General features: G+C 67.1%; 10 protein-coding genes. 2 read left to right on the top strand and 8 right to left on the bottom strand.

The window, feature by feature from the left end; all coding sequences use genetic code 11:
- Window positions 1–47: 47 nt before the first annotated feature.
- Window positions 48–1,190, top strand: coding sequence for a D-alanyl-D-alanine carboxypeptidase family protein (locus tag K343_RS0111790; RefSeq protein WP_028008261.1), 1,143 nt, complete (start codon window positions 48–50; stop codon window positions 1,188–1,190).
- A gap of 67 nt (window positions 1,191–1,257) precedes the next feature.
- On the opposite strand, the gene K343_RS0111785 is transcribed toward K343_RS0111790, so the two are convergent.
- From K343_RS0111785 to K343_RS0111750, 8 genes are all read right to left on the bottom strand, one after another.
- Complete coding sequence (locus K343_RS0111785) at window positions 1,258–3,708, bottom strand: TonB-dependent receptor (RefSeq protein WP_051278275.1); 2,451 nt, start codon at window positions 3,706–3,708, stop codon at window positions 1,258–1,260.
- 300 nt (window positions 3,709–4,008) lie between these two features.
- Window positions 4,009–4,509 carry a RidA family protein gene (locus K343_RS0111780; RefSeq protein ID WP_028008259.1) on the bottom strand — a complete coding sequence of 167 codons (501 nt, stop codon included), beginning with the start codon at window positions 4,507–4,509 and terminating at the stop codon, window positions 4,009–4,011.
- A 2-nt stretch (window positions 4,510–4,511) separates the two neighbouring features.
- Entirely contained in the window at window positions 4,512–4,943 is a 432-nt protein-coding gene (locus tag K343_RS0111775; protein WP_028008258.1) for a c-type cytochrome, read from the bottom strand.
- A gap of 13 nt (window positions 4,944–4,956) precedes the next feature.
- Entirely contained in the window at window positions 4,957–6,558 is a 1,602-nt protein-coding gene (locus tag K343_RS0111770) for a flavin monoamine oxidase family protein (RefSeq protein WP_084615848.1), read from the bottom strand.
- 232 nt (window positions 6,559–6,790) lie between these two features.
- Window positions 6,791–9,343 carry a TonB-dependent receptor plug domain-containing protein gene (locus tag K343_RS0111765; RefSeq protein WP_245585186.1) on the bottom strand — a complete coding sequence of 851 codons (2,553 nt, stop codon included), beginning with the start codon at window positions 9,341–9,343 and terminating at the stop codon, window positions 6,791–6,793.
- 150 nt (window positions 9,344–9,493) lie between these two features.
- Entirely contained in the window at window positions 9,494–9,703 is a 210-nt protein-coding gene (locus K343_RS0111760; protein WP_028008255.1) for a hypothetical protein, read from the bottom strand.
- Window positions 9,704–9,864: 161 nt separating this feature from the next.
- Entirely contained in the window at window positions 9,865–10,938 is a 1,074-nt protein-coding gene (locus K343_RS0111755) for a FecR family protein (RefSeq protein ID WP_028008254.1), read from the bottom strand.
- A 108-nt stretch (window positions 10,939–11,046) separates the two neighbouring features.
- Window positions 11,047–11,625 carry an RNA polymerase sigma factor gene (locus K343_RS0111750; RefSeq protein ID WP_245585185.1) on the bottom strand — a complete coding sequence of 193 codons (579 nt, stop codon included), beginning with the start codon at window positions 11,623–11,625 and terminating at the stop codon, window positions 11,047–11,049.
- A 141-nt stretch (window positions 11,626–11,766) separates the two neighbouring features.
- Between K343_RS0111750 and lipB the strand changes: the two genes are divergently transcribed.
- A complete protein-coding gene (gene lipB / locus K343_RS0111745; RefSeq protein WP_028008252.1) occupies window positions 11,767–12,429 on the top strand; it encodes a lipoyl(octanoyl) transferase LipB in 663 nt (220 codons plus the stop codon).
- Window positions 12,430–12,459: the final 30 nt, after the last annotated feature.

The raw sequence follows: 12,459 nt of genomic DNA, 5'->3' as shown, positions 1-12,459 counted from the left end.
GCCGCAGTTCCCCCCGTACCGCCGCACAAGGTTTCGACGTACCGACAATGAAAAAGCTGCTACTCGCCACCGCCTTCGCCCTCGCCGCGCCGCTGGCACACGCCGCCGCGATCCCCGATCCGCCGGCCATCGACGCCACCGCCTACGCGCTGATGGACTACGCCAGCGGCGAACTGCTGGCCGCGTCCAATCCGGACCAGCGCGTCGCGCCGGCCAGCATCACCAAGGTGCTGACCAGCTACATCGTGTTCGACGAGATCGCCCAGAAGCGTCTGTCGCCGGACGACGAGGTGCTGATCAGCGAGAAGGCCTGGCGCCAGGGCATCGACTCCAGCGAGTCGCGCATGTTCATCCAGGTCGGCTCGCGCGTGAAGCTGATCGACCTGATGCGCGGCATCATCATCCAGTCGGGCAACGACGCGACGGTCGCGGTCGCCGAGCACGTCGCCGGCAGCGAGCCGGTGTTCGCCGACCTGATGAACCAGTACGCGGCCAAGCTCGGCATGAAGAACTCGCACTTCGCCGACGCCTCCGGCCTGCCGGACCCGAACCACTACACCACGGCCCGCGACCTGACGATCCTCGGCCGCGCGCTGATCCACGACTTCCCGGACTGGTACAAGCTGTTCTCGGAACGCGAGTTCGTCTACAACAAGATCAAGCAGCCGAACCGCAATCTGCTGCTCGGCCGCGACCCTTCGATCGACGGCATCAAGACCGGCCATACCTCCGAGGCCGGCTACTGCCTGCTGACCTCGGCGCAGCGCGACGGCCGCCGCCTGATCGCCGCCGTGATGGGCACCAAGAGCTGGGCCTACCGCGAACAGGCCAGCCTCGAACTGCTGAACTACGGCTTCCGCTTCTTCGACACCACCAGCCTGTTCGGTCCGGACAAGCCGGCGCAGACGGCGCGCGTCTACAAGGGCGCGGCCGACAGCGTCGCGATCGGCACGCTGGAGCCGGTCGCGCTCGCACTGCCGCGCGGCAACGCCGAGCGCGTGCAGATCGCCGCCACCGTCAACGCCCCGATCGTCGCGCCGCTGGCCAAGGGCCAGCCGCTCGGCACGGCGACGATCACGCTCGACGGCAAGACACTGAAGACCGTGCCGCTGGTCGCGCTCGCCGACGTCGAGCAGGGCGGCTTCTTCCGCCGCCTGATCGATACGATCCGGCTCTGGTTCGGCTGGTAGGCGCGTTCGCGGCACCCGACGGCGGCCCTTGCGGCCGCCGTTTTCGTTTGCGCGGGGTGCCGCCGGCTCAGCGCCAGTCCATCGCCAGACTCAGGTACACGCTGCGCGGCGCGCCGAGCCGGAAGCTGCCGTGGTTGTCGTTGTCGACGAACTCGGACGGCGAGATGTAGCCGACGTAGTGCTCGTCGAACAGATTGTGGACGGTGAGCTGCAGCTGCAGACCCGGCCACTGCGCGCGCGTCGCCGCAAACTCGTAAGCGACGGCGGCGTTGACGACGGTATTGCCGGGGACGTGCTCGTCGTTGGTCGCCGTCGAATAACGGCGGCCGGTGTACTTGGCCTCGGCGCTGGCCGACAAGCCGCCGTGGCGATACTGCGCGCTGAGGCTCGCCATCAGATCCGGCGTGTCCGGCAGCGTCTTGCCGGACACCGCGACCGTCATCGTCTCCTGCAACGCGGCGTCGTAGCGCGCGTAGTCGTTCTGGAAGCGCGAGCGGTTCAGCGACAGCGTCGAGCCGAAACGCCAGCCGCGCGCCGGCTTCCAGTAGGACGCCGCCTCGAGACCGTAGGTGTGGATCGAGCCGACATTGCGATAGACCTCCTCGCTGATCCGGTACGGATTGGTGACCGTCAGCGTCAGGATGCGATGCGCGTAGTCGATGTAGTACGCCGACACCGCGGCGCTGAACTGCTCGCCGTGGCCGCGCAGGCCGAGGTCGACGTTGTGCGAGGTTTCCGGGCGCAGGGCCGGATCGTAGGTCACCGAGCCGATCGCGTTGCGCGGCGCGGTGCTGAAGTTCTCGGCGTAGTTGCCGAACAGTTCGAGCGCCTCGTCGAGGCGGTAGGTCAGCCCGAGCTGCGGCTGGAAGGCGTCGCGGTCGACGCGGTCGATGTGCGCCGTCTGCTGCAGGTTGAACGCATCGCGATTCGGAATGCCGTGGAATTCGCGGTCGACGTACAGGCCCTTGAAGCCGACATCGAGCTGCAGCCGGGTGTCGAACCAGTGGCTGCTGTCCTTGAGGTAGTACTGCGCGACCTGGGTGTCGTAGTGGCGATCGTAGTAGACGAGGATCGGCACGCCGCCGTCCTCGATGCGGCCGTCGTCGTCGACGTTGTACAGCGGCCGGTCCTGCGCGAAACGGTAGCGCTCGACCCAGCCGCCGGCCTGCACCGTGTGGCGCCAGGCCTCGTAGCGCAGGCCCAGCGTCAGACCGCGACGATCGCCCTTGAGCGACTCCAGGCGCTGGGTGATGCCGCTGCCGTCGTACGGCACGATGTCGGTGCGTCCGGGCACGCCGGTGTCGGCGGACGTCGCCTCGTCGTATTGCGAGATCGCGGCCGACGGCGCGACGCCGGCGTAGCCGTAGCCGCGCTTGTGCTCGAAGTACGGCAGCGCATCGAATTTCCAGCCGCCGGCCAGCTCGGACTCCCAGCGCAGGCTCAGCAGGTGATCGGTGCGGCCGTTGGTCCAGTAGCCGTAGTACAGCGCATCGCGCTCGGCGTCGCCGGTCGGCTGTTCGAGCAGATCGAAGCTCGTCGACACGCGGCCGCGCGCATCGTAGTCCTGCATGTCGTGATCGTCGCGCTGGCCGTAGCGGTAGCTGAGCAGCGCGCTGCCGAGCGCGAAATCCTGGCGCAGCTTGAACGTGGCGTGGTCGACCGCCATTTCCGCGCGCGAATTGTCGAACTGCACGGCGCGCGTGCGCGAAGCGCTCGCGTAGGCGATCGGCCCGCCGGCCCACCAGGCCGGCGTGTCGAGCCGTGCGTAGACGCGCGTCAGGTCGTTGCTGCCGACGACCGAGGACAGCGCCGCGTGCCAGTCGCCGCCGGGCTCGGCGGTGAAGTAACGCACCGAGCCGCCGAGCGCGTGATACGAGGGCATCATCACGTCGCCGGAACCCTGCGCGACCGTCACCGTCGACAGCTCTTCGCTGTCGACGAAACGCTCCGGCGGGCTGCCGTCGCGCACGTCGTAGGTCTCCAGTGGCACGCCGTCGAGTGAAGTGCCGACCTGCTCGCTCGAAAAGCCGCGGACCCGCAGCGAATTGCCGAACTCGTAGAGGCCGAACGGATCGCTGTTCTGCATATTGACGCCCGGCAGCTCGGCCAGAAACGTCTGCGCGGGGGCGCCGCTCAGCCGCGCCGCCGCGTCGCGCGGCGCCAGCGTGTTCGAAGCGCGCGTGTAGCCGTGCCCGATCACCAGCAGGTCGTCGATCAGCTCGGGCGAACCGGGCGGCGGCGGCGGCGGCGGCGCGGTTTCGGTCGCGTCGGCGGCGACGATCACCACGGTGTCGGCGCCGACCACCTGGAAGCGCAGGGATGTCCCGCGCAACAGGGCCTGCAGCGCCGTGGCCGCCGTCGCGCGCTGCATGACACCCGGCGAGCGCAGGCTGCGCAGGTCGGCGGCGGCGGTGACGACCTGGATGTGGGTCAGCTCGGAGAAGGCGGTCAGCGCCGTCGCCAGCGACTGCGGCGCAATGCGGAAGTCGGTTTCGGTGGCAAGATCGGCGTGCGCCATCGGGCTGCGCAGCGCGAGCAGCAGCGCCGCGCAGGCCCAGGAAGCCCTGGCCCGCCACCGCGCCTGCCGCTCGCCGTCCGTTCCGATGGTCGCTGCTCTCGCTGTCCCGCCCACGTCCGCACCGGCCCTGTGCATCTGCCTCCGGCAGCCTGCGGCGGGCGCACCGACCGGCTGCACGGCCCGTCCCATGGCGGGCCGCCGCCCACCTCGATGCAAATCGCAGGCCACGGCGCCGGTGCGCGGACGCAAAAAAGGCGCGCAGCCGTCCGGCCGCGCGCCGCTGTGTCCGCCCGCGAACCCTTACGGACGCACCGCCATCACTTCGATCTCGACCAGGAACTGCGGGCCGGCGAGCGCCGCGACCTGCACCGTCGAGCGCGCCGGCACGTTCGGCTGCTCCGGCGTACCGAAGAACTTCGTATACGACTTCATCATGCCGCCGAAATCGAGCTTGCCGCCCTTGGCCGGATCGCCGGCGAGGAACACCGTCATCTTGACGACGTCCTTCATGCCGAGGCCCATCGACTTCAGGTCGGCTTCGATGACCTTGAGCGTGCCGAGCGTCTGCGTCTCGGTATCGCCGAGCGACGCCGGCGAATCCTTCGGCGCTTTCGGGTCGACGACGTCCTGCGACAGCTTGCCGGACAGGAACACCAGCGTCTTGCCGGCCGGCACTTCGACCGCCGAGGCGATCGGCGCCTTCTTCGGGTTGTAGATGACCACGCCCTTGTCGCCGGCAAGGGCCGGCACGGCGGCCAGCAGTGTGGCGCCGAGGGCGGCGGTGGTCAGCAGTTTCTTGATCATCATTCCTCTCCTGTTGAAGCGGTCTTGGGACGCAGCGCCTGGACTTCGGCAGGCGCCACGGTATCCGGATATTGGTTGCCGAAATGCGTGCGCACGTAGTTGACGACGGCGGCCACCTGTTCGTTGCTGAGCGCGCGGCCGAAACCGGGCATCGCGCGCGACCCGTTGACGACCAGCACCATCGGATACTGCTTGGCCGCCAGGCGCGGATTGGCGGCAAGCGCCGGATAGGTGCCGGCGCCGGTCGCGCCCTTGGCATCCGGCATGTGGCAACCCTGGCAGATGCCCTGGTACAACGACTCGCCGTCCTTCTCCTCGAACGAGTAGCCGCTGCTGAAAATGGTCGACGACGTCAGGTCGGCCTGCGCGTGCGCGCCGCCGGCGACGGCCGCGAACACGAGCGCGAACAGCGCTTTTGCGTGAATGCTCATCTCGCCCGGCTCCTTAACGGTTGACGACGTGCTGATGCAGGCGCTGGATCGCGTCGAGCGACGACAGGATCGCGCCCTCCTGCCAGGCCGGGATGTACGACGCGTGCTCGCCGGCGACGAGGAAACGGTTGTCGAGCTGGCAGAGGTCGTCGTAGTGCTGCGCACGACTCTCCTCGGTCCAGGCGCCGGCGCAGCCCAGCGTCCACGGCACGCGATGCCAGCCGACGGCGATGCCGGTCTCGAACTCCTGCTTGTACTGCGGATGGATCATCGCTCCGTACTCGTAGGCCTTCTTCACGCGCTCTGCCGGCGGCAGCGCGGTGAACTCGTAGGCGTTCGGCCCGAACACGTAGGCGCCGAGCAGCACGCCCTTGCCGGCGCTGTGGTAATCGGTGTTCGGATAGCCGATCAGGCGGATCGGCAGATTGGTGTAGCTGATGCCGCCGTAGATGTGCTCGTCCTGCTCCCAGAAGCGGCGCTTGAACTGCAGGCCAACCTTCACCGATGCCTCGTACGGCACGGCATTGATCGCCGCCTGCATCTTCGGATTGACGTTGAGCTCGATCTGGCTCAGCACCGACAGCGGGATCGTGCACAGGCAGTAGTCGGCGGTCGCCGTCTGCGGCGCGCCGCCGGTCTTCGGATCGATGTAAGTGACCGTGACCTTCTTGCGGTCCTGGTGGATCTTGATGACCTTGGCGTTGTAGCAGATCAGATCACCGACCTCGCGCTTGAACGCATCGCCGATGCGGCCCATGCCGCCGACCGGCTGGAACAGCGTGGTCTGGAACTCGTAGCCGTGACCGGCGCCGATCGAACCCCAGAGCTCCGACTTCAGCAGCTCGGAGAGGCCGGTGATGTCCTTCGAGTAGACCGGCTTGCCGGACAGGCCGCCCGCCGGCGGCTTCTCGTAGCCGCGGCGCTCGCTCGAATCGCGGCCCGGCACGTAGCGGTAGTTCTTGTCGAGCGCACCCCACTGCTTGAGCGAGGCCATCAGGATCTCCTGATCCTCGGCGCTGACCAGTTCATCGAGCTTCTTCTGCTGCGTGACCTTGGCCAGCAGCTCGGCGATCTGGCCGTGGTAGTCGGCCTGGATCTCGCGATAGCGCTGCGGCTTGCCGCCGAAGGCCTGCGTCGAGTGCACCATCGCGTTGTAGTTGACCTGCACGAAGGGCTCGAGCGCGACGCCGAGCCGGCGGCAGTAGTCGAGCACGCCGTGATGGTGATACGGGATGCGCCACGGACCCGGGTTCAGATACAGGCCCGGATCGAACTCGCACTTCTGCGTGAAGCCGCCGAGTTCCGTGTACGTATCGCCGCCGCGCAGCGACCAGTTGCGGCCGCCGGCGCGGTTGTTGTACTCCAGCACCTGCACCTTGTAGCCGGCATTGCGCAGTTCCAGCGCCGCGACCATGCCGGCAAGCCCGGCGCCGAGGATCAGGACCGAAGCGCCCTTCGGATTGCCTTCGAGCTTGATCGGCCCCTTGTAATTCGACTCGGACACCAGACCCATGCTGGCCATCGCCTGATACGACACGGCGCTGCCTGCGACGCTGCCGATCAGCGTCAGCAACTCGCGCCGGCTGATGGCCCTCGGCGCGCTTCTAGAACTCATCGATCGCTCCCCTTCTGAAGACTACGGACGGGCAACCGCGAGATTCGCTGCGGCTGCACCAAACTGAACGTTTGAACCCGGATAGTTGGAAATCCGCCCGCCGCCGAACGAGGCTCCGCTGCGCACGCTAAGGACGCCGCCGGCCTGCCGCAAGACAGGAAATCAACCATTTCGCACCGCAGAAACGGAAACGGCGACCCGCAGGTCGCCGCTTCCGCACATCGCCAGACGCTTAGAACGAGTACGACAGCTTGCCGTAGTAGTACGCGCCGTTGAAGCCGAACGGCGAGAAGCTCGGGTACTGCGCGACCGCCGAGTTGTCCTTGTCTTCCTGCGCCAGGCGAATCAGCTCCGGATTGATCTTGTCCGGGTATTCGTTGAACAGGTTCAGAGCGCCGACGCTGAGCTTCACCGCCTTGACCGGCTTGAACGAGAGCTCGACATCGGTGATCGGCGTGGCCTTCACCTCGTTCTTGTAATACACATTGTCCGATCCGATCGACAGGCTCGACGACGGTCCGTACAGCGTCTCCTGCAGCTTCATGCCGAACTTGCCGGCGGTCAGCTGTGCGATGAAGTTGACACGGTACTTCGGCGACGCCGTCTCGAGATCAGCGATCGCGGTCTTGTCGTACAGCGCCTGACCGCCCAGTTCGGCCGGGCTCGGATTGATCTTCGTCACCTCGGTCTTGTTGTAGTTGCCGCTGAGCGTCCAGTCGATGTTGCCCCAGCCGAAGCCCGTCGGTAGCGTCAGCACCAGATCGGCGCCGCGCGTGCGCGTGGTCAGGCCGTTGGCGAACAGGCTGACGCCGATGTAGCGCGCCGCCGTAGGATCGAGCGAGTTGCCGTTGGCGATGATCGCCGCGGTGATCGCGTCGGCGCCGTCGACCGGCTCCGAATCGAACACGCTGTACAGCGTGCCGGACGCGACGATGCGATCGCGGATCTCGATCTGGTAGGCATCGAGCGTCGCCGTCAGCCTGCCGATGTGAGACACGAAACCGAAGCTCAGGTTGGTCGATTTCTCAGGCTTCAGGCCGTCGCCGAGTCCGAGCAACGAGGCAGCCGCAGCGTTCGGCGCCATCTGCACGATGGCCGAATCCGGACCGACATTGGTCGCCGAGTAGTACTCCTCGGCCAGCGTCGGCGCACGGAAGCCGGTGCTGACGGTGCCGCGCAGCGCGAACGAATCGGTGAAGTCATAGCGTGTCGTCAGCTTGCCGATCGTCGTATCGCCGAAGTCGCTGAAATGCTCGTAGCGGGCGGCGAGGTCGAGCTGCCAGGCCTCGATCGGCGACACCGCAAAGTCGACATAGCCCGCGTAGTTGTCGCGCGAATGCGTGCCGGCATCGGCCGGATTGATGCCCGGGAACGAGGACGCGCCGGCGCCGTAATACGAAGCGTAGTCGCCCGCTTGCAGTTCGTAGGTTTCGCGGCGCTGTTCGAGGCCGAACGCCACGTTCAGCGGCGTCGCCAGACCGATCTCGAAGTCGCGGCCGAGGTCCAGGGTCGTCGTCAGCTGGTCGGCGATGAAGGCGCCATCGTAGAACTTGCTCGGCGATGCGCCCGTTTCGCTATAGATCGTGAAGTTCATCGTATCGATGGTCGACAGCTTCACGCGATCACGGCCATAGGAGCTCGACAGATCCCAGTGCCAGCTCTCGCCGATCATGCCTTCGAGCCCCAGCGTGAACGCCAGATCGTCCTCGTCGGACGCCTCCTTCGGCTGGAAGCCGTACGGATACATATACGACGTGACGCCGGTGACCGGATCGGTGTATCCGCCGCCCTGCGACGGCAAGCGATAGTTCTCCTGCGACTCCGCCTGCTTGAGACCGTAGCTGGCAAAGCTGTAGAGCTTGACCGCACCGAAATCGTAGCCGGCGTTCGCAAACGCGATCTGCTTGTGGAATTCCGGCGAACCGAGAATCTGGTTCAGATACGGATAGTCCGGGTGGTAACGCATGTTCGAGTTCGGATACGTCGCCAGACGATCCTCGTCAACGACGCGATAGTCGAGACCGCTGCGGTTGGTGCTCGCCTGATTGTGAACTTCGGCCGTCAGATTCAGGTAGGCCTTGTCGTTGCCGAAGCCGATGTTGCCCGAGTAACCGTCCGTGGTGCCGCCACCGTCCTTGTAGCCACCGTAGGTCACATCGGCGACGCCGCCGGCGGCGTCCTTCTTCAGGATGATATTGATGACGCCGGCGATCGCGTCGGTACCGTACTGTGCGGCCGCACCGTCGGTCAGCACTTCGATGTGGTCGATGGCCGAAACCGGGATGAAGTTGAGGTCAGCTGCGGCGCCGCCCTGATACGGTCCGCCGAGCACGGCGAGGCTTGCCGTCGTATGGCGACGCTTGCCGTTGATCAGAACCAGCGCGTGGTTCGGCGACAGGCCGCGCAGCTTCGCCGACAGCGTCTGGTTCGCCATATCGCCGCCGAAAGCCTGCGCGGTGAACGACGGCACGGTCGCCGCCAACGAGCCGATAAGGTCCGGCGAGCCGGCGGACTTCAGCGTGTCCGCATTCAACACCTGAACCGGCGCCGGGCTGTCCGACGCCTGCATGCCGGTGCGGCGCGTGCCGGTGACGATGATTTCCTCGACCTTGGCATCCGGTTCGGCGGCGGCATCGGCCATCGCCACTTCGGTGCCCTGCACGGCTTCGGCTGCGTGGGCCGCCTGCGCCGTCAGCGCCGCGCACAACACCAGCGGTGCGCACGCCCAGCTGCGCATCGGTACGCGCAGCCGCATCGCTTCCATCGCCATTCCGATCTGATTCACTTTACTCACGCCTGACTCCCGTTCGAACGCTCTGACGCTTCAGTTACGAAGGCCTGCCTTGCAGACCCATCCCTGATCTCAAAAACGGACGGCGCGCAGAAAACGGAAATAAGACCGACACGGTCCTGACAGAAAAAACGTGCACGGCGCTCACGTGCCCGCTCGCGGTGCCGGCATGTCACGCTTCGGTGCATCGCTGCACGCTGCCGGCGCGGCCGCCGACGGCTTTTTCTGCAGCGGCGCAGGCAGGCGCGGCTGCGGCCAGTGCGGCGCCGCGTGGCGCATGAAGGCGGCGTCGCGCCGCTGCGGGCGCGTGTCGTTGAGGACGTACTTCTTGAGGCGTTGCCGGATGCGGCTCATCGTGCGGCTCCAAAATTCAGCGGCGGAACATCCGCCTGCCTCAGGAACGGCTACGACGTTCGAATCGGAAAGCACAGCTCGCCGCGACGCGAGGCGTCACGGGAGCATGGGCACTGCAAGAAAGGAATACGGCGCGCGGCGCAAAGCCGCGAAGCGGTCCGTCAGCCGGCGCTGCGCGGCGCGTTCGAAAGCTCGCGACGACGCAGGTTGATGCGGCCTTGCGCGTCGCGCTGCACGCTGATCGGAAAGACTTGCCCGATCGCCGCCAGCCACTCGGTCTCGCGACCCTGCATGACGGTGCCGGTGTAGCGCAGGCCGTCGAGCGAGCGGTCAGTGATGACGACCTCGTGCCGGCTGTAGCGGTTGAGGTTGGCGACGACGACGGACAGATCCTCGTCGACGAACTGCAGGCTGCCATGCCGCCAGGCGGTCGCCGCTTCGCGATCCGCCGGCCGCACGGTCAGGCCCTCGCGCTCGGTGACGACGAGCTGGCCGGCGGCGACACGGATCGCGCCGTCGTTCGGCAGGCGCGCCTGCTGGCTGGCCAGCGCGGCATTGCGCGCCGCGTCCTCGACGTCGATCGCACCCTGCGTGACGACGACCTCGACGCGCGCGCCGGTCTTGCGGATATTGAAGGCGGTGCCGACGGCGATGACCTTGAGACGGCCGACACGCACGACGAACGGCCGCTGCGGGTTGTGCGCGACCTCGAAGTACGCCTCGCCGTCGCCGAGCTGCAGGCCGCGCACACCGGCCGTGTAGTCGACATCGAGCCGCGTCGCGGCGCCGAGCGCCACCTGCGAGCCGTCGGCGAGCAGCAGATCCTGGCTCTGCGCCTTGGCCGTCGTATAGGAAGCGGTCTGGGTCGCCTCGCTGCCGCGGCCGAGGTAGGTATACGCGCCGATGGCAACGGCCAGCGCGGCGACGCCGGCAGCCAGCGCGACGGTGGCGTAGCGGCGCCGTGCCGGAGCGGGCGGCGCGACGGCCGGCGCCGGTTCTGCCGGCGGCTCGTCGAGCATTTCACGCAGCAGTCCGGCGCGCGTGTCCGCATCGAGTGCGTCGAAACGCGCGCCGAGGCCCTCGATCTTCTCGAAAGCCTGCAGGTTGTCCGGATCGCGCTGGCACCAGTCGAGCCACTCGCTGATTTCCTCCGGGCGCACGCTCTCCTCGCGCAGGCGCTGCCACCACAGGGCCGCCTGTTCGAGACGCGCCGTCGTCGCTTCCTTGGAATTCATGTGCCGCTCCTCCGCCGGCCATTGTCCCAGATTATCGGCGGCCGCACGATCCCGCCGCGGCGCGCCACTGCATGGCGCGTCACGTTGCGACCGTCCGACAATCTGCTTTTATCCTTTTTCGGCTTCATCCAGGCGCTGCCGGCACGTGGCCATGGCGCGCGCGACATAGTGACGGATCATGCGGTCGGTCAGATTCATCTGCGCCGCGATCTCCTGCACGCTGTGGCCCGCGAAGACATGCAGCATGAACGCGCGGCGGCACTTTTCCGGAAGTTCGCGCAGGGCCTGCTTGATGATCCCCATCTCCTGCTGGGCGATCGCGGTGCGGTCCGGCCCCGGCCGGGTCAGCAGGTCCTCGAAGAAATCCTGGGGCGAGTTGCGCTCGCGCACCTGGCGCTGGCGCAGGCGGTCGATCGCCAGGTTGCCGGCGATCGTGAACAGATGCGCGCGCAGGAAGCTGACGGCGGAGGCCTGCTCGAGCTGCAGCAGCCGTACATAGGCCTCCTGGGCGACGTCGTGGGCCTCGGCCTCGGACTGCAGGCGGGCGACGAGAAAACCGATCAGCGCGCGGTTGTGTTCCTGAAACAGCCGGCGCACCATTTCCGATCTTGCCTTCGCATCGAGTGGCGTGGAATCAGCGGTTTCACGCTGCCCCTCGTTCACCACCGCATTCGCAACTGCCTGCATGGCTGCGTCCTCACACGACTACGCTGTCGTCGTCTCGCCGAAACGCAAAAAGCGGGCCGATTCGTGACCGATTTCCGAAATGAACAACTCAAACGTTCCTGCTCGTAAGCGTTATTGCGCGCATCGCGTGGAGGCCGCCCGATGACGTCCGCGAGCACAGCGCAGCCGCTGATCCGGCGCCTCGGCCGGATCGACTACCAGACCACGTTCGAGCGCATGCGCGCGTTCACCGACGCCCGCGACGACGACACGCCGGACGAAATCTGGCTGCTGGAGCATCCGCCGGTGTTCACGCAGGGCCAGGCCGGCAAGCCGGAGCATCTGCTGATGCCCGGCGCCATCCCGGTCGTGCAGTCCGATCGCGGCGGGCAGGTCACCTACCACGGGCCCGGCCAGCTGGTCGTCTATTTCCTGATCGACCTCAAGCGGCGCGGCTACGGCATCCGCTCGCTGGTGACGCATATCGAGCAGAGCATGGTCGCGCTGCTCGCCGACTACGGCATCCGCGCCTACGCCGACCCGGAGGCGCCGGGTGTCTACGTCGACGACGCCGGCGGCCGGCGCATGAAGATCGGCTCGCTGGGACTGCGCGTCCGCCACGCCCGCACCTACCACGGCCTGTCGCTGAACGTGGCGATGGACCTGGAGCCGTTCTCGCGCATCAATCCCTGCGGCTACCAGGGTCTGCGCATGACACAGCTGTCCGACCTCGGCGGTCCGGCCAGCGTCGAGGCGGCCGGCGAGGCGCTGCTGCGCCACCTGCTGGTGCATCTGGGCTACGACGCCGTTCACGCGGACGACTAACGATCAGCCGGACAGACGTTAACGGTCGGT

The sequence above is a fragment of the Solimonas flava DSM 18980 genome, assembly GCF_000426685.1.
Taxonomy (GTDB): Bacteria; Pseudomonadota; Gammaproteobacteria; order Nevskiales; family Nevskiaceae; genus Solimonas; species Solimonas flava.
Note: the sequence above shows the minus strand (reverse complement) of the source record. Positions and strands in the feature narration are given on the sequence as shown.

Coding starts and splice junctions, on each gene's coding strand:
- K343_RS0111790 (WP_028008261.1), top strand. CDS start 48: ATGAAAAAGCTGCTACTCGCCACCGCCTTCGCCCTCGCCGCGCCGCTG.
- K343_RS0111785 (WP_051278275.1), bottom strand. CDS start 3,708: ATGGCGCACGCCGATCTTGCCACCGAAACCGACTTCCGCATTGCGCCG.
- K343_RS0111775 (WP_028008258.1), bottom strand. CDS start 4,943: ATGAGCATTCACGCAAAAGCGCTGTTCGCGCTCGTGTTCGCGGCCGTC.
- K343_RS0111770 (WP_084615848.1), bottom strand. CDS start 6,558: ATGAGTTCTAGAAGCGCGCCGAGGGCCATCAGCCGGCGCGAGTTGCTG.
- K343_RS0111760 (WP_028008255.1), bottom strand. CDS start 9,703: ATGAGCCGCATCCGGCAACGCCTCAAGAAGTACGTCCTCAACGACACG.
- K343_RS0111755 (WP_028008254.1), bottom strand. CDS start 10,938: ATGAATTCCAAGGAAGCGACGACGGCGCGTCTCGAACAGGCGGCCCTG.
- K343_RS0111750 (WP_245585185.1), bottom strand. CDS start 11,625: ATGCAGGCAGTTGCGAATGCGGTGGTGAACGAGGGGCAGCGTGAAACC.
- lipB (WP_028008252.1), top strand. CDS start 11,767: ATGACGTCCGCGAGCACAGCGCAGCCGCTGATCCGGCGCCTCGGCCGG.